Source organism: Cyanobium sp. ATX-6F1 (assembly GCF_047395825.1).
GTDB lineage: Bacteria > Cyanobacteriota > Cyanobacteriia > PCC-6307 > Cyanobiaceae > ATX-6F1.
The window spans coordinates 792,020-809,233 of record NZ_JBCEBF010000001.1 but is presented as its reverse complement, the minus strand read 5'-3'; the positions used below and the strand labels follow the sequence as shown (position 1 = coordinate 809,233).

The following is a 17,214-nucleotide window of genomic DNA, read 5'->3' as shown; positions in this document are numbered from 1 at the left end:
AAACTGAGCGGATGCGCGTGCTGATTTACACCTCAAGCTCAGGAACGGCCCATGACGCCGCTGCCGAAGCGATTGCCGAATGGCTCAAGATCCTGGCCCCCACGGTTGAGGTGAAGATCGATTCTGTGCTGGAGAATGCTAGCTGGGTGGCCCGCGCCGGGACCGATCTCTATAATTGGATTCAACGCCGAGCGCCGTGGCTGCATCAGATTTACTGGCGACTTTTGGAGTTTGAAGATCATGCCAAACCTGGCACAGTTATTTACGGCCACAGGTACCTGGTGCGCACCCTCCGTAGCCAGGGGCCCGATTTACTGATCTCCACTCATCCCCACATCAATCGGGGCCACTTTGATTTGGCCAAGCGGGTGGTTGGCACCCAGTTGCGTTGTGTTACGTGCTGCACCGAGTTGGATGGGGGCTTTGGCTTCCACCCGCAATTGGGTAAGCCCTAAGGCTGATGGTTTCTGGGCGATTACTGAGGAGGTGGCGGAGGAAGTGCGGCACCGAGGTTATCCGCCCGAACGTATTGCGGTGCTCGGTCCGTTGTTGCATCCGCCCTTCCATGACGACCAGCGACTGACCTCTTTAGAGTCGTCCAGTGATCCGCCCGTTCTGCCCCTGCTGGTGCTTGGCAGCGGTTCCAACGGTGCCAACAATCACGAGGCGCAGCTCAATGCGTTGCTCCCTTTCTCTGGTCGTCTGAGGGTGGTAGCCCTCTGCGGCAAGCGGGCTGGGGTGGTGGAGCAACTACACGACTGGGCCCGTGCTCATCCGGGTCTGCCCGTGCAGGCATTGGGATTTCAGGGTCCAGCGGAGATGGTTGAGCTCTACCGGGAGGCCTGGGCGATGGTGGCCCGGCCGGGCGCGCGCACGGCCACCGAGGCTCTTGCCCTGGGCTGTCCGCTCATCTTTAATTGCCATGGAGTGACCATGCCCCAAGAGTTGTTGGCTCTTCGCTATTTCCAAGCGCGTGATCTGCAGCTTTCGATTCGCAAGCCCGGTGATCTTGCCAATCATGTTGGACGCTTGCTTGATGACCCTGCCGCTTATCACGCCTGGCGGCAGCGCTATTCCAAGGCCCGCCTCAGCTCTGACCCTCTGGCCGTGGTGCGCTATCTCCTTCCTGATGCATTGATGCAGGTCTGAGCACTTTCGATCATCCCTCAAGGTTCAAGTGCCACATCCAATCTGATTGCGATCGTGGGCATTTGATGTTGCCTACTTTGACATCTCACTCTGACAGAGCAGACTGCGCTCGGGGTCAGGCTCCAGGGACTTGAGACCGTTGATGATCGAATCGCTCAGCTGCGCTCCATCAGGTTGCGGAGGATATTCATTGATTGTTTCAGGTTGGTTTCGCTGAGTTCAAAATAAAGTGGACGCAACACCGCAGGGAGATCAGGATCGATCTTGATCTGGTGCTTCACCAGCACGCCCCCTTTGACGGGTGTGAGGCTCCAGTTGCCCTCCAAGTTGCGGATGCGATCACCGCTGATCAGCCGATAGCTCATCTGGCGGGGCGGATTCTCAGTGATCGCGAGCCGGGCCTTGATGCGCAAACCGAAGGTGTAGGGGGCCTGATACGTCTGGGCGACTTCTAACTTATTGCCCTGGCGGCTGATCAGCTTGGCCAGTTTGATGTCCGGCATCGCGGTTGCGGTGGCTTCATAGTTGGTGAGCACCTTCCAGGCCTTTTCAGGTGTGGTGGCCACGTAGATCGAAGTGGTATATGACCCTTGGCTTCCCCTCAGAAGCGGTTGGGCAGCAGGGGAGCCGTCAGCACTGGGGGCGATCAGGATGGTGGCCGCTAAGCTCATGGCTAAGCAAAAGCCGGGTCGTCGCAGCATTGCGTGTGGGCGTGAATTGATGATGGAAGTGCCAGACCACTCTGTTGGAAGACGAGTTTACTATGTCAGTGGCTTTGATCCACGTGGGGCGCCTTTTTATCATCGATTTTTCTCTCAGCAACTGACCCGCTTCACTGAGCGCACGGGCCGTGTCTTTTCGATGGGTCCTAGGCGTAAGGATGGCCGAGGTTTGTTGAGTCGCTGGCAGGTCAAGGAAGAAGGTGATGTTGGTGCAGTTGTATGTAATCTTGATTATTGTTTCTTGCATTGGGATGACATTGTACGTGGAGCTTGGGTGCGCGATCCCATTCGTCTTCTTCGGTCTGGTTTGCTCATGTACAACTACTACCTACTGCAAGGTGCCCTCTGGCGAATCCGCCGTATTTCCTACCCAGCGGCAATCTGTATCTTGGTTCCGTTTGGTGTTGCTTTGGTGGCCATGCTTCTTGCCATCTTGGCCGGATTTGTTGTCGGTTCATTGGCTGCTACCACAGGATTGGTGGCACCGTTACCCTGGTTGTTGGCGCTTACGATTGGTCTAGGAGTGTTAGTGGTGGCTTGGCAACTGGCCGAGCAGCTGAAGATCGTGTGGATGTTTCGCAGCATGCAGTTCACCCGTTTGATCGGCCAATCTGGTGATGGTGCACTCAGGGGTCGTCTCAAGCTTCATGCATTGGCGATCCTGGAGCTTGAGCAGCGTGAGCCAGCTGCCGAGATCCTGATTGTCGGCCACAGTATCGGCTCTCTGGTGATGGCCATGCTGGCTGCGGAGCTGCGCCGCCAGCCGGGATTCGCTGTGATTGGCCCCAAGCTGAGCCTACTGACACTGGGTCAGATCCTTCCTTTTCTTGCTGAACAAGCTAGTGCCAAAACTTTTCACCGGGATCTTGTTGAACTTAGCCTAGAGCCCCGATTGCCCTGGCTTGATGTTAGCTCAACCGACGATTTCCTTTGTTTTCCGGGGGTCGATCCCTACGCCAGTTGTGGTTTAGACATTCCTGAACCCGCCTACCTGGTGATGGAACTGATCCCGCTGGCTCAGCGCCAGGCCCTCACATCACTTTGGGAAGTGATTAAACATCAATTGGGTCTTCATTTCGAATACATTGCCACGGCTGACCCGGAGCGCAGTGGCGGCTTTGACTACTTGGAGCTTGTGCTGAAGCCGGCCGCAGGTTCGGTGCTCAACGAGCACCCGTTTTCATGATGCCTTGCCCTTTCGCGTTTGAGCCTGTCCATCCCCGCCCAGAGCCCTTTACGCCGAACTACCTGATTCGATTGATTCGCGGCCTTCATTCCTGGTTGGGCCTGCTGAATGCCTGGGATTTTCAGATTCCGATCGGCGGGATTCGGTTCTTCGGGTTCAACCTGTTCCTGGTCAATCAGCCCGCGGCTGTCCGTCGGCTGATGGTGGAGCAGGTGGAGCAATTTCCGAAGCATCCGTTCACGCTCTGGGTGCTCCAGCCCCTGATCGGCCGGGCGATCTTCTCAGTGAACGGAACGGAGTGGGAGCGGCAACGGCGCCTGGTGGATCAGGCGTTCCAGGTGGCCCAGCTGCAGCGAGTGTTCCCCCAGATGGAGGCGGCCACCCATGATCTGATCGCGCGGCTCGACCCCCTGGCTGATGGCCGCACCGTGGGGATCGACGCCGAGATGACCCTGGTGGCCGCCGATGTGATCGTTCGCACAATTTTGTCGCGGCCGCTGGCGGGGCCTGAGGCGGCTGTGATCTTTGAAGACTTCTCGCGCTACCAACGACGGGCCGGTCAAGCGGTGATGTTGCGCTTGTTGCGTCTGCCCCAGAGTTTGCTCAATCGCTACCTGGCCACCCATGCCCGGCGGATCAGAGTCTGGATCCGCCAGGCGATCGAGGCGCGCCTCTCTGGTTCCGCCCCTGGCCAGGCAGCGAGCAGCCAGGATCTGCTCCAGGCCCTGCTGGAGGCCCGCGATCCGCTCACAGGCAGTTCCTTCAGCCTGGAGGAGTTGGTCGATCAGGTCTGCTTTCTCTTTCTGGCGGGCCATGAAACCTCCGCCAGTGCCCTGGCCATGGCGGTGTATCTGCTGTCCCAGGTTCCGGAGGCGCAGGGGCGCCTGCGGCAAGAGGTGACGGCGGCCCTGGCGGGTCAGAACGGCCCCCTGGGCTTCGAGGCCCTACGCCAGCTGCCCTACGGAGCGGCCCTGTTCAACGAAACCCTCAGGCTCTACCCCCCGTGAGCTTTTTCATGCGTGAAGCCCAGCTGACCACCAACCTGCTCGATCAGCGCTGCCCTGTGGGCTCCCTGTTGACCATCTCCCCCTGGGTGATCCAGCGGCACGAGCAGCACTGGAGCGATCCGAACAGCTTTCGACCCGAGCGTTTCCTGGCCGACCAGGCCAGCACCGAGGAGCGCCGAATGGCGCGGGAGGCATTCCTGCCCTTCGGCCTCGGGCCGCGCAAGTGCCCCGGTGCGGCCTTCGCCCTGCAAGAGGCGCTGCTGGTGCTGGCCGAACTGGTGCGCCGCTACGAGATCCTGCCGGATCCAGGCCACAGTCCCGAGCTGGTGGCGCGGTTGACCTTGCGCTCCGTCAATGGGGTGCGGGTGGAAGCTGCGGCGCTTGTGATCGAGCCGCCCGCTGGTTCCTGGCCCTGGCCGCCTGCTGGCTGTGGGGGAGGGCTGACAAAACAGCCCGTTCAGACCCTGGTCGATCTCCTTCGCTACAGGGCTCGGCACCAGCCAGAGTGCGTGGCTTACGTCTTTTTGAGCGATGGAGAGCGGGAGGCGGAGGAAATCACCTACCTCCAACTTGATCAACAAGCCCGACGGATCGGCGCTTGGTTGCAGGTCTGTGAGCCTGGATCTGAGGCGGTTGGTCTGCTTTATCAACCAGGTCTGAGCTTCATCGAGGCTTTCTTCGGTTGCCTCTACGCCGGCCTCGTGGCGATCCCGCTTCAAACGCCACCAGGCTTGAAGAGGCTCGAAGGCCTCTCGGCGATCCTCCGCGATGCCGGCACCAGCTTGGTCTTGACCCGTTCCGACATTCTGGAGACCCTGCAAAAGGGTGCCACCACCTGCGAATGGGCGCGGCCGCTGCGTTGGCTGGCCACCGATCACCTCACTGGGGACCAGGATCCCAGCTGGCATCATCCCGATCGTTCCGTTGATTCCGCGGCGTTCTACCAATACACCTCGGGTACCACCGGCGCCCCCAGGGGGTTGTGGTGTCCCACGCCAATGTTCTTGCCAACGAAGAGCTGATCCGGCAGGCCTTTCAGCATGATCAGAGCACCATGGGAATGGGCTGGCTCCCCCATTTTCATGACATGGGTTTGATCGGAAACATTTTGCAGATGCTTTATATTGGCAGGCCTTGCATTCTGATGTCTCCTTTTCACTTCATCCAGAGGCCATTCAGGTGGCTGCAGGCAATCAGTCACTACAGGGCAACGAGCAGTGGTGGCCCTAACTTTGCCTATGAATTGTGTGTTCAGAAGATCAGAGACGACCAGCGTGAGCAATTGGATCTGAGCAGCTGGACCCTTGCCTTCACGGGCGCAGAAACTGTTCGATGGGATACGATCCGGCGTTTTTCAGATCGCTTTGCTGGTTGTGGATTTAATCCCCAAGCCTTCTATCCATGCTATGGCTTGGCCGAAGCTACGCTCTTTGTCACAGGGATCAGGGATCGGAGGCCGATCGTTGTGAAAACCGTCAGCCGGCCGGATCTGATGGTCAACCGGGTTGTGCCCTCCACGGCTCCCTCTGACCAGAGCCTCACCATCGTGGGCTGCGGGCGTGAGGGTCTTCATCATCAGGTTCTGATCGTCGATCCCTTGAATCGAGCCCGTTGCCCTGCCGATCGGGTTGGAGAAATCTGGGTTCAAGGAGCGAGTGTGGCCAGGGGCTACCGGAATCGCGGGCTCGAAACAGAGCAAACCTTTTCAGCCACATTGGCTGATTCTGGGATGGGTCCATTCCTTCGAACAGGAGACCTGGGATTCATACAGGATGACAACCTCTTCATTACCGGACGGATCAAGGACATTATCATTCTCCAAGGGAAAACCTTGTATCCCCATGAGATCGAGCTGACCGTTGAGCGCTGCTTCAGCGGCTTGCAGTCTGGTGGTGGGGCGGCGTTCTCCCTGGAGGGGGAGGGAAGTGAGCAGGTGGTCGTTGTTCAGGAAATTGAGGGGAAGGCGCTCCGGTCGATTCATTTGATCCAATGCACCGAGACAATCCGCCGGCGCGTTCTCTCCGTGCATGGTGTCCGTGTCCAGGCGGTGGTTTTGATCAGGCCCGCCACGATCCCCAGGACAACGAGTGGCAAAGTCAGACGGGCTGACTGTCGGAGTGAGTTTCTCAGTGGGAGTCTTGCTGTCGTTCATTCCTGGATCCTGCCCTCAGCCCAATCAGAACGGGTGGCCGTCTCCGCAGACCTTCTGGGGCTGGGGGAGTGAACCCTGGCGGCTGGAGAGCCGGCCCTGGCGATGGGGTGTGGCAACTATCCTTAGGTCGTGGTGGTCTGCTGATCAATTGCTTAAAGGCGATTGCTCTTGTGCTAAGTTCTAAGTTAATAATATGGAGAAGCGTGTACCATGGCTACTGCAATCACGGCGCAAGATATCGATACCTGGTTAATCCATTATCTTGCGGATCTTCTTGAAGTGCCTGTAGACACGATTGATCCCACGGCCAACTTTCAAGAATTGGGATTGGACTCCTCCTTGGCAATCAGTTTGACGGGCGATCTGGAAGAGTGGTTAGGACGCAGGATCAATCCGACCCTTCTTTATAATTACACGACAATTGAAAGTCTCAGTGGTGGCCTTGCTGAGGAGATCGCGTCAACTTCTTTAAGCTAGTCCCATCATCTCAGGGCCACTGGGCAATGTTGGTTTCTGTTTGAATTGCGCTCAAAGCGATTATAGTGCTATGCCAGCTCCCGTCGATACGACCCAAATCCAGTCAGAGCAGGGAGCAGCTTCCCCCTGCAGCGACATGAGATCTTGGCTGAAACAACTTATAGAAATAATTGCGAATCTCGCTACACGGAAAAGATCGAGTCTATTGAGGGTGGCTATTGTTATGAAGCCAATCGCTCTCATTATTGGGGGCCGCAGGAGCTTTCCTTGTTTTTTGGCACTAACCTGTATAGACAATCTACGCCTGAGCAGAAGCTGGCGTTGAATCATCTCTATTGGGTCACGCAATACAACCAGACTGCCGCGACGGAAGCCAATGCAGTTCTCTATAATAACGTAACAGAGGGCGTTTTCTCTGCGGTTGGAGGATTTGGAGCACTCTGCAGTGAGCTATCTCTCGAAACAGAGCAAGAGCATCAGCATATTCATGCATTTCATGCCATTGGTTATGCAACCAGAAAGGCCTTGTTTGGCTCTGAGCGGATTGTCCGTCCTCGTCTAAGCAGCTTAAGCGCGACTTCGCGCAGAAACACAAAGAATTCCAGCGCGCCACCCTCTCTTCTCAGCTTGAAGATTCCAGCGCTGAACTGGACAAAGCTTCAAGACGAAGCTTGCCGCCTGATGATCCTTAAGCTTTCAAGCGGAGGAGGGTCTTGCTCCTATTCGGATTTTCTCCGTTCTCAGCAGAGAAGCGGTAAGCCCATACCGGTACAGCGGGCTGGTTTACTTGGCCAGGTTGTTCCTGCTTCGCTGTCGCGAATCATGACCATCAGCTTTGGGGCCTCTCCTTTCTCGGCCTGCTTTTTCTATGCGATTCGCTATCTGGCTAATATTCTTCTAAAGAACTATGAGCATTCTTATTTTCAGTTTCACCGAAGCCTGGAGCGTGCGGGTGACTTCATTCCGGCACCAACGGCTATCTCCTATTACCACATGCTTGACGAGTCATTTCATACAACGACATCACAGCTAATCTCTCAGGACTTGTACAAGGAGTTCCCAAGGCCCACGGCCTACGAGCATCTTATGGCCAATCTGATTTTCTATCGAGGCCAGCAGATGATGTTGGGTGGGCTATCTGCTGTGCTGCCTGGAATCTTCAGAAGTGACAGCACATTCATTCTCCCCTCTACCAGATCCTAAGGTCTTCTCTGTATGGTCTTCCCCATCAGGAGGCTCTGTACTGGCTTGAGCAGTCTTTGTGTCAGGAGCACGAAGGACATCATGTGAATCTCAAATACCATCAAAAGCTGCACACAACAATGCGCCAGGCCTTCAAACCGATGTCCTATCTCTGGCCCATCAACCGAGAACTGGGTTTGATGGCATCAGGTGCATCCATTGTGAAAAGCCTCAGGGTCAACCGTCAAGCCTTCGAGGCTATGCGTCCCACCTTGGCTCAGCTTGACCAACACTAGAGAAGTGAGATCTCACACCAAGGCAGCGGCGCCGCTGTAGCCCTCCGGAAGCCGAAGATCATGAAGGACGACCTCTGACAGGGAGGCCTTTTTTGTTCTGGCGAGGTCGCGAAGCCAGTTCCCCGCGCCTTCAGCTCAGCCTCGAGCCGACACCAGTGACGCAGAAAGGCCGGCAGCCTTGCAGGCGGAGGTAACGCCTCTATCTGCTGGCAGACTGCCGACGCCAGGCAGCGGCTGGCGATCTGCTGCCATGGCAGGCTTGGGCGGTGCCACTCCACATCAACCCCAACCGGCCGGGTGGCGTGGACACCCAGCAGCACGAGATCGCCAGAGTGGGCGACATTGAATTCTGGCGGTCTGAGGGGCATTTGTGAGGCGGTGACAGCCGCTAGCCGGGGCTTGCCATGGGGGCCGACCAACAGCTCCAGCCCGGCGGGCTCCACGCCACACAGGGCGCCCAGCAGAAGCCGCAGGGCAGCACGGCCGAGCAGGAACCTGTCGCGATCATCGGGCCGCCGCAACCTCTCGAATCTGGCTTTTTCCTCCGGGGCCAAGAGACGCAGGAGCTCCGGTCGAAGTTCTGCCAAACCGTCCTGACGACGATCGATTAGCCAGAGAGTCGGAGCTGCAGCTGGCGATGGATCGAGCTCACCCCATGGTCTCTCCGGCCACCAGGCCTTGGGGTGAAGGACCACGGTTGCAGGCATTACGAAACCATTCCAATCTTTAGCTCGTGGTCAATCCACAAGATCCAGTGGCGAATTGACCCGGACGTATTCAAGACAGCTAATTTTGTCATACTATTGATTGTGGTGGCTTCAGTTTGAATGGCAGGCATAACTTCTCGAATGAGTTGGAAGCATCGATCTGATTGGGCCCGCTCAATCAGGGACCCTGAGGCCTATGTAAGCGAACAAGCCGCCCTGGGCCAGAGCTGGACGTTGCTGGGCCTCAGTACGGACATCCCCAACGACAACGATTGGATTCGCTGCACCTTGGGCGGAGCATCGGTGTTTGTTCAGCGGTTTGGGGCATCGATCAAGGGCTTCGAGAATGTTTGCCGTCATCGCTTTTACCCGATTCGCACGGCAGCGAAGGGGTCTGGTCTGGTCCGTTGTGCGTTCCACCACTGGATCTACAACCAAGAAGGGGAAGCGGTGGGCATTCCCCAGTGCAAGAAGCTATTTGGTGTTTCCCCGAAGCAGCTGGGCGCAAGGCTTAGGGAGGTTGAGATCGCCACCTGCGGTGTGCTGATCTTCGGTAGGTTTCCTCTCCAGAATTTGACGAGATCCGAGCCTGACACCAAAGCAGATTCCCCACTCTCCAACCACAATAAAAGTCTTGAGGAGTATCTCGGCGAAGCCTGGCCAATTCTGCAGACGTTCTGTCGACCTGGCATTCGGCCGGCTTTCGCCTCCAGCGTCGTTAAAGCGAATTGGAGAACTTCTTTATGAAATCACGCTTGAGGAGTACCACGCAGTAGCCGTCCATCCTACTAGTTTCGGGAAGGATGGATACCTTGATCCCAAAGAAGCCTATTATCCAAGATTCGAACCGCATAGTGGATTTTTCCACAATGGAAAGCCTAACGACTTGTCGGTCATGGCCAATAATTGCAAAGACGAAGACTATCGGCCTGATGCCTATAGGGTCCTAAATATTTTCCCAAACTTTTTGGTTAATCACTATCGTGTTCTTTACACATGGTATGTATCAATTACACAGTACATCCCCGTGGCTTTCGATTCCACCGTCGTCCGTAGCTGGTACTACCAGGTGCCATTTCAGGGCCCTAAAGCTTCTTGGTTTCACCTTCTGTTCCGGAGATGGACAGACCTCTGGCTGCCGTTTTTTGTTGGGATTTATTTAAGGCGCATTACCAATGAGGATCACGTGATCTGCGAGGCGATGCAGATGACTGCAGGCTCAATGATCGAGGAGCCTTTGCTCGGGCTTGAGGAGCAGCGCATTGCCTGGTTCAGAGAGGCCTATTGGGATGCTCTGGCTCAGTTGAACGGGCAGGAGAACTCCGACGCTTGAAGCGTGCAGGTACAGACTCAGGTTCAGCGATGAAACTGCTCGGCAGGCCCCTCACGCTCGCTCCATCGGCTCAGCCGCGCCTTGGCTCACCCAAGGGGGCCATCGATCAGTGGCTTGCCGCCATCGGACTTAACAGGATGCTGGCCTGTCCGAGAGGGACACGCTCCTAGGATCCAGCCCCCTTGCAAGGCATTCGCTTGCCGAGAGCCTTCACTGTTCTGTGGGCAGGTCAGCTGGTGTCCAACTTCGGAACCCAGACGAGCCTGTATGCGCTCGGCCTTTGGTTGTTCCAGCGAGATGGCCAGCTGGCCAGTTTCACGACGGTGGCGATCGTGATCCTGCTAGCCAAGCTGCTGGCGTTGCCCTTGCTGGGTCGAAGGCTGGCCGGTTGGCCCCGGCGCCGCGTCATGGTCCTCGCCAATGGCCTAGGTGGAACCGTCACCTTGCTGCTGGCGCTTGCTCTTTACCGCGAGACGGCTCCCCTCAGCCTGATCCTGGCTCTCCTGTCTGTCGCGGCTGTCGCGGAAGCGACGCTGGTGCTTTGTTTCGCGAGCCTCATCCCGCAGATGGTTCCGATCGAGCAGCTGGGCAGGGCCAACGGCCTGTTCGCCAGCGGTGATGGACTGGTGATGGCAACGGCCCCCCTGCTGGGAGCTGTGTTGGTGGGGATCGGCGGGCTGGCGGGGGCTCTGGCCCTCGACGGTGGCACCTGTCTGGTGGCGCTGGTCTGCGTGGGCCTGGTCCGCTGGCCGAGGGCCGCTCTCGTCCCCCTTCAGCCGCGCCAGACCTGGATGCCTGGTCTGCGGGCCGGTGTGGCCGAGCTCTGGATGGGCGCCCTGACCAGACCATTGCTACTGCTGAGCACCACCGTGTCCTTTGCGATGGCTGCTTGTGAAATCCTTTTCCCCGCCTGGGTGCTCACGGCCAGCGGCGTCACCCGCCTCGGGGTCGCCCTTCTGGTCGGGGCGGCCGGGTTTGTGATGGGTGTCGTTGCTTGGCGGATGGTGCAGCGTCGGCACTGGGCTGCGGCGCTTCTTTCAGCCCTGGCCTTTCAAAGCGTGATCTTGATCGGCGCTGGTCTTGTGGTGTTTGAGCGGATGTCCGTGGTCTGGTTTTTGGACTTGCCCTTTTTTCCGTGGGCGTTCCGATCAGCGGAGCCGCTCTGCAGTGCCTCTGGCAAGCGGTGATCCCCGTTGAACAGCAGCCCCGCCTGTTCGCGGCGCGCTATGCGATGGAGTGGGGAGCGCGGCTCGTGGCGTTTTCCAGCAGCGCCCTGCTCGTCGATCGCTTTCTCCAGCCGGCGATGACCTGGACGTTCTGGCCGGGCTGGATCCGGGAAACGATGGGATCCTCCGCCGGGAGACCGATGGCGATCGGACTTTGGGCTGTCGGTTGGTTGCTGCTCGTGGTACTTGTCTGGCAGTCGGAACACATCAAGCGACAGGGACGTCAAGCGGCAACACTTTTCTGAGGCGTGTTTGGATTCCTGACGGGGCGGGCATGGTTGGCTGATCAGGCGGCGGGGAATGAACAAAGACCGGTGCTGTTCAGATCGGCCGCGGCCATGTCGATCTGGTCAAGCTGGTCGTCGGTCCCCTTCGGCGCTGAATTCTCTACGGCGCGGAAAAGGATGGGGCTTCGGCTTCATCCTCAAGTGTGATCAGAACGGCCGACAACTTCTTGGCCATCACCGAGCCCGTGGCCCCATTGTTAGAAGCAACTGTTTCTTCCCCGGCCCATGGCGTTGCTGGGGGCCCTTGCTTCAACGGCGCTTCCAGCCAGAAGACCTGGCACCGCTCCCTTCTCCAGGCCTGCCTCTGCTGGAGCAGCGGCTTCCCCGGTGATCTCAACGGGTGGCAGGGCCCCGTGCGAATGCAGGAAGGAGCTCCAGAATGCCCTCCAGGAGTGGGCTGAGCGCCACCCCAGCCTGGTGCTCACTGCCCTGGATTGTCCAGGACCTGCGGCCATGGGGGCCCCTACCGTCGCAGCGAAGATCAGGCTTTCGTTGTGGGGGGCTGACTGGGGGACCCTTTTCGAGGTCGATGTTGAGAGTGTCGTGAAATACTGGCTCGATGGTTAAGGGTCTTTCCGCGCTCCAGTTGGCCTTGCTGGCCCAAAAGGCCCACGACCAGCGTCAATTGCTCCAGGCTGAACCCATCGCCGTCGTGGGTGTGGGTTGCCGTTTCCCCGGTGGTGAAGGCAAGCCGAACCTCGACAGCCCTGAAGCCTTTTGGTCTTTTCTCTGCGAGGGGTGTGACGGGCTCAGTGAGGTGCCCCCCAGCCGTTGGCCGATCGAAGACTTTTTCGATGCCAACCCTGGCCGGCCAGGAAAGATGCATTTCCGCCGAGGGGCTTCCTGGCGGATGTCGACCAGTTCGATCCCGCCAGTTTCGGCGTCTCCCCCGGGAGGCCCAGGCGATGGATCCCCAGCAGCGGTTGATCCTCGAGGTGGCCCAGGAGGCCCTGGAATCGGCGGCCATCGCCACCGATCGGTTGAAGGGCACGGCCACGGGGGTGTTCATGGGCATCTGCACCAACGATTACGCCTGGCGCCAACTGCGCAGCGAGGTCGGTGACGAGCGATTCGACCTCTATTTCGCCTCCGGCTCCAGCCTGAGCATGGCGCCAGGCCGGCTCTCCTATCTGCTTGGCCTCACCGGACCCTCCCTGGCGGTCGACACCGCCTGCTCCTCCTCCCTTGTGACGGTGGACCTGGCCTGTCGCTCCCTGCGGGATCGCGGCTCCGACCTGGCCCTTGCCGGCGGCGTCAGCCTGATCCTCTCGCCGGTGAACAGCCTCTGCCTGGCCAAGAGCGGAATGATGGCGGCCGATGGCCGTTGCAAATCCTTCGATGCCGCCGCCGATGGCTACGTGCGCAGTGAGGGCTGTGGCGTGGTGGTGCTGAAGCGGCTGGCCGATGCGATGGCGGCCGGCGATCCGATCTGGGCGGTGTTGCGCGGTAGCGGCGTGAACCAGGACGGTGCCACGGCAGGGCTCACCGTTCCCAGCGGCGAGGCACAGGCCGCCCTGATGCGCCAGACCCTCGCCCTGGCTCAATTGGAGGGGGATCAGATCGACGTGCTGGAGGCCCACGGCACCGGCACCGCCCTGGGCGATCCGATCGAGCTGAAGGCCCTGGCTCCGATCTATGCCAGTCCGGATCGCGATGCTCCGCTGCTGCTGGGCTCGGTGAAAACGAACATCGGCCACCTGGAGGGGGCTTCCGGAATCGCCGGGCTGATCAAGGGGATCCTGATGGTCCAGAAGGGGCTGGTGCCGCCTCACCTGCACCTGCGCCGACCGACACCCCTGATGGACTGGGACCAGTGGGCGCTTCGGCTGCCGGAGGTCCTGGAGCCCTGGCCCCGTCAGGGCGGCCTGCGCCGGGTGGCGGTGAGTTCGTTCGGCTGGAGCGGCACCAACGCCCATGTGATCGTCGAGCAGGCCCCGACGGAGTCGATCCTTGCCCCAGCCGATTCCCCCTCGGCTGACGACTGGTTGCTGCTCTCTGCCTCGACGGAGTCGAGTCTTCACAAGCTGGTGGAGCGTTTCGTGCGCTGTCTGCCCGCTGTGCCCCAGGCGAACTGGCAGGCCGTGTGTGCCACCAGTCGCGAGGGCCGCCGCAGCCTTCGCTGGCGCCTGGCCTTGCGGGCGGCGACACCAATCGCCGCCGCTGCCGCCCTCGGCGATTGGCTGGAAGTAGAAGAAGCTTCAGCGCTGCGCTGGGGGAAGCTCCTGCCTCCCCTCCTCGCCTGGCCTGGGACCTTTTCGGCCCGTCGTCGCCAGAGGCCAGTGACTGGGTAGGGGACTGGGCGCGCCTCGGCGTGGAACCTGGCGCGGTGGTCTACGGAACCGATTCGGTGGACCTGGCCAAGACGATTGCGGCGTTCCCTTCGCGGCCACGCCTGGTGGAAGCTTCCGCTGCCAGCGAGGAACTCACAGCCCACGGGTACAGCCTGCGTCTTCCACTCGAGGCTCCGGGGATCACCCGGGCTGTTGAACTCTGGCTGGCCGGCTGCCCGATCGATTGGCGTCCGCTCTCGCCCTCGAAGCTCTGGCCCCGTCAGGTGCTCCCCACCGTTCCGTTCGAACGCGGCGCTTTCTGGATCGAGGAGCACGATCGGATCCACGCCAAACAGGCTTTTCACCTCGACCATTGGCGTTGCTGGAGAGCGCTGGAGACGCTCAAACCAGCCTCGAATCCAAGCTCCGCTCCCCTGGCCTTGCTCGGTGGAACGGCCGCCATCGGCTCGAAGCTTGCGGAACGGATCGGGGCCGGGGCCCGTTGGTGTGCCGACCTCGATGACCTCGATGCCTGGCTGGGTGGACCGCTGGCGAACCCGGAGGCCGCCAGCGGCCGGCCTTCGGTCGTGCTGCTGACGGCTCTCAGGCCGCCGGCGGCCGAAGCCCTGGCCGGGCAGCCCTTCTGGCAGGGCTGGCTGCCCCTGCTCCAGGGCCTGCTAGAGCGCAGCGGTCGCCTCGAGGCCGTGCACTGGGCCCTGAGTGGCCAAGACCAGCCAGGCGGTGAGGCCTTGGCGGCCCTCGCCCGCTGCTGGATCCGGGAAGCCGGACCCCAGGGCGGCGCCCTGTTGTGGTGCGATCCCGCCGGCGCCGATCTGCCTGACCTGCTCTCTCGGGCGCCCACCTTGGCCACGCTCGAAGAACGACGGCTTCAGTCTGGTGAGGTCGAACGGGTGTCCCTGGATCCGGCGCCTCCCGAGTTGTTTGTGGCCCCTGGCCCGGCGCTGCGGGCCGCCGCCACCGTGCTGATCAGCGGGGGGCTGGGGGCCTTGGGTCTGGCCACGGCCCGCTGGCTCGTTGGGGCCGGAAGCCGCCAGCTTGTGCTGCTGGCCCGGCGGCCGGCCAATCCGGCCCAGTTGGCCGTGATCGCCGAACTCGAAGCCCTCGGCGCCACCGTGACGGTGGAGAGCGTGGACGTGGCCGATGGCGCTGGCCTCGAAGCCGTCTTCGCCCGTATGGCGGCCAGTGGCCTGCCGCTGCAGGGCATCATTCATGCCGCCGGGGTCCTGGATGACGGCCTCCTGATCAACCAGACACCTGAGCGATGCGCTGCCGTTGCCGCCGCCAAGGTGTTGGGTGCCCAGCACCTCGACCGCTTGAGTCGTGACCTGCCTCTTGATTTTTTCCTCTGCTACTCCTCCGTGGCCGGACTGCTGGGATCGCCGGGGCAGGTCGCCTACGGAGCCGCCAATGGAGCCCTCGATGGTCTGATGGCCCAGCGGCGGGCCCAGGGCTGGCCGGCGATGAGCATCAACTGGGGCCCCTGGGCGGGGGAGGGGATGGCCGCGGGGACGGCCGATTTCCTGCGCAAGATCAAGCCTGAGCAGGCCCTCGCCAGCCTGGAGCGCTGGATGGGCAGCAGCGAGGCCAGGGCGGTGGTCGTGGAACTGGAAGAGCAGGACCATGATCGCTTTGTGCCCCGGTTCAAGGCATTGACCCAGGAGCTCACCGTGATCAGGGAGCTGGAGGGGATCGATGGTGGGGTCAAGGCCGAAGCCGCCATGCTGAGCTGCCTGGCCGATGTGCTCGCCGAGCTGGGCGGCTATGACCGGGCCGATCTTCAGGCCGGCACCGACCTCCAGGTGCTCGGCATGGATTCGATGATGGCTGTGGAGTTGGCCACGGCGGTCCAGGCCGGCCTGGGGGTGAGCCTGGGACTCGGAGCGATGGCGGGGGATCCCTCTCTGGGGAGCCTGGCCAGCCACCTGCTCCTGCTGATCGAAGGGGCCAGCCCATCCGTGACGGCTGTCGGTGCGGAGACCGACCTGGCCGTAGAAGCTGTTTTGCCGGCTGACTGGCACTGGCCCTTCAACACCCCTGGGCCTGACCCGGACGGCCCACTACAAGACGCCCCACGGCAGGATGGCCCCGGCCGGGCGGTGCTGGTGACCGGGGCCACCGGCTTTCTGGGCGCCCATCTGCTGGCCGACCAGCTGGAGCGCTGGCCCGAACTCCGTCTCCATTGCCTGGCTCGCGCCGATTCCGACCAGGGGGCCTGGGAGCGGGTGCAGGCCAACCTGCGTAGTTACGGCCTCTGGAAGGAGGCCTACGGCGAGCGGATCGTCGGGGTGGCGGGTGACCTTGCCAAGCCCCGCTTCGGCCTGGAGGCCGCCAGCTTCAAGGCCCTGGCCGAACGACTGGACGGCATCCTCCACAACGGAGCCCAGCTCAGCTACACCCTCCCCTACAGCCAACTCCGGGCCGCCAATGTGGGGGAACTCTGGAGGTCCTGCGCCTGGCGGTGGCTGGCCTACACCCCTGCCGGTGCAGTTCATCTCCAGCACGGCGGTGGCCGAGGCAGCCGCCTACCGCGATCGGGAGTTCCTTGAATCCGATGACCTCAGCGAATGGCGGGGGATCGTGCTCGGCTACTCCCAGACCAAGTGGGTCAGTGAGCGCCTGGTGTTGGCCGCCGCCGCCCGGGGTCTGCCGGTCACGGTCTATCGTCCGCCCCTGATCGGCGGTCACTCCTTGACGGGAGCCTGGAACGCCGACGATTACATCCACCGCCTGGTGCGGGGTTGCCTGGAGCTGGGCCAGACCCTCGACGTGATGGCGGAGCTGGATCTGGTGCCGGTCGACTATGTGAGTGCCGCCGTCGGCGTCCTGGCCTGGAAGTCCGAGCATGCCGGTCGGGTCTTCCACCTGAACCACCCCAGGCCCGTGCTCTGGAGCGACCTGCTGGCGGGATTCCGTGATCAGAGCCCCCAGCCCGTTCCGCTTCAGGACTGGCTTGAGGCGTTGTCGCAACAACCCAGCAATCCGCTTTACCCCCTCCTCCCCTTCTTCTCGCAGCGCTGGGGGAGTGAACAACTCACCTATTCCCAGTTGATGACGCCCGGCTTGCGATCCAGGCCCAGTTGCGATCAAACCGAGGCCGTGCTGCGCTCGCTCGGCGTGGTCTGCCCGAGCCGCGAGGAGCTGATCGAGCGCTATTCCGGCCTCTTCCTGCGGGCGTTGTCCGGCCGACCTGGATAAAAAC

14 protein-coding genes and 2 pseudogenes are annotated in these 17,214 nt (G+C 60.9%); 14 read left to right on the top strand and 2 right to left on the bottom strand.

The window, feature by feature from the left end:
• Positions 1 to 11: 11 nt before the first annotated feature.
• Positions 12 to 455 carry an MGDG synthase family glycosyltransferase gene (locus AAF143_RS04965; protein ID WP_414026586.1) on the top strand — a complete coding sequence of 148 codons (444 nt, stop codon included), beginning with the start codon at positions 12 to 14 and terminating at the stop codon, positions 453 to 455.
• Complete coding sequence (locus AAF143_RS04960) at positions 424 to 1,149, top strand: glycosyltransferase (protein WP_414026585.1); 726 nt, start codon at positions 424 to 426, stop codon at positions 1,147 to 1,149. The genes AAF143_RS04965 and AAF143_RS04960 overlap by 32 nt, the downstream gene beginning before the upstream one ends.
• A gap of 155 nt (positions 1,150 to 1,304) precedes the next feature.
• On the opposite strand, the gene AAF143_RS04955 is transcribed toward AAF143_RS04960, so the two are convergent.
• On the bottom strand, positions 1,305 to 1,820 hold the full coding sequence (locus tag AAF143_RS04955) for an SRPBCC family protein (RefSeq protein WP_255008522.1): 516 nt from the start codon (positions 1,818 to 1,820) through the stop codon (positions 1,305 to 1,307).
• On the opposite strand from AAF143_RS04955, the gene AAF143_RS04950 reads away from it, so the two are divergent.
• The 4 genes and pseudogenes from AAF143_RS04950 to AAF143_RS04935 all read left to right on the top strand — a co-directional run bounded on the left by AAF143_RS04950 (position 1,801) and on the right by AAF143_RS04935 (position 7,896).
• A complete protein-coding gene (locus tag AAF143_RS04950; RefSeq protein WP_414026584.1) occupies positions 1,801 to 3,057 on the top strand; it encodes a hypothetical protein in 1,257 nt (418 codons plus the stop codon). The genes AAF143_RS04955 and AAF143_RS04950 overlap by 20 nt on opposite strands.
• Positions 3,054 to 6,288, top strand: a pseudogene (locus AAF143_RS04945) (cytochrome P450). The gene AAF143_RS04950 and the pseudogene AAF143_RS04945 overlap by 4 nt, the downstream one beginning before the upstream one ends.
• 138 nt (positions 6,289 to 6,426) lie before the next feature.
• A complete protein-coding gene (locus AAF143_RS04940) occupies positions 6,427 to 6,693 on the top strand; it encodes an acyl carrier protein (protein ID WP_255008516.1) in 267 nt (88 codons plus the stop codon).
• Positions 6,694 to 6,837: 144 nt separating this feature from the next.
• Positions 6,838 to 7,896: a hypothetical protein gene (locus AAF143_RS04935; RefSeq protein WP_414026583.1), complete on the top strand. Its 1,059-nt coding sequence runs from the start codon at positions 6,838 to 6,840 to the stop codon at positions 7,894 to 7,896.
• 271 nt (positions 7,897 to 8,167) lie between these two features.
• On the opposite strand, the gene AAF143_RS04930 is transcribed toward AAF143_RS04935, so the two are convergent.
• Positions 8,168 to 8,878, bottom strand: coding sequence for a 4'-phosphopantetheinyl transferase family protein (locus AAF143_RS04930; protein ID WP_414026582.1), 711 nt, complete (start codon positions 8,876 to 8,878; stop codon positions 8,168 to 8,170).
• Between the two features lie 234 nt (positions 8,879 to 9,112).
• Here AAF143_RS04930 and AAF143_RS04925 point away from each other — a divergent pair, with 234 nt between their 5' ends.
• The 8 genes and pseudogenes from AAF143_RS04925 (at position 9,113) to AAF143_RS04890 (ending at position 17,210) form a co-directional block, all read left to right on the top strand.
• Positions 9,113 to 9,625: a Rieske 2Fe-2S domain-containing protein gene (locus tag AAF143_RS04925; protein WP_414026581.1), complete on the top strand. Its 513-nt coding sequence runs from the start codon at positions 9,113 to 9,115 to the stop codon at positions 9,623 to 9,625.
• Positions 9,513 to 10,211: an RHO alpha subunit C-terminal catalytic domain-containing protein gene (locus AAF143_RS04920; RefSeq protein ID WP_414026580.1), complete on the top strand. Its 699-nt coding sequence runs from the start codon at positions 9,513 to 9,515 to the stop codon at positions 10,209 to 10,211. The genes AAF143_RS04925 and AAF143_RS04920 overlap by 113 nt, the downstream gene beginning before the upstream one ends.
• Positions 10,212 to 10,393: 182 nt before the next feature.
• A complete protein-coding gene (locus AAF143_RS04915; protein WP_414026579.1) occupies positions 10,394 to 11,398 on the top strand; it encodes an MFS transporter in 1,005 nt (334 codons plus the stop codon).
• Positions 11,395 to 11,682, top strand: coding sequence for a hypothetical protein (locus AAF143_RS04910; RefSeq protein WP_414026578.1), 288 nt, complete (start codon positions 11,395 to 11,397; stop codon positions 11,680 to 11,682). Before AAF143_RS04915 ends, AAF143_RS04910 begins: the two co-directional genes overlap by 4 nt.
• Positions 11,683 to 12,283: 601 nt before the next feature.
• A pseudogene (locus AAF143_RS04905) lies at positions 12,284 to 12,556 on the top strand (beta-ketoacyl synthase N-terminal-like domain-containing protein); the annotation flags it as partial.
• Positions 12,519 to 14,015, top strand: a complete 1,497-nt coding sequence (locus tag AAF143_RS04900; RefSeq protein ID WP_414026577.1) for a beta-ketoacyl synthase N-terminal-like domain-containing protein — start codon at positions 12,519 to 12,521, stop codon at positions 14,013 to 14,015. The pseudogene AAF143_RS04905 and the gene AAF143_RS04900, both read left to right, overlap by 38 nt.
• 20 nt (positions 14,016 to 14,035) lie before the next feature.
• Entirely contained in the window at positions 14,036 to 16,561 is a 2,526-nt protein-coding gene (locus AAF143_RS04895) for an SDR family NAD(P)-dependent oxidoreductase (RefSeq protein ID WP_414026576.1), read from the top strand.
• On the top strand, positions 16,497 to 17,210 hold the full coding sequence (locus AAF143_RS04890; protein ID WP_414026575.1) for an SDR family oxidoreductase: 714 nt from the start codon (positions 16,497 to 16,499) through the stop codon (positions 17,208 to 17,210). The genes AAF143_RS04895 and AAF143_RS04890 overlap by 65 nt, the downstream gene beginning before the upstream one ends.
• Positions 17,211 to 17,214: the final 4 nt, after the last annotated feature.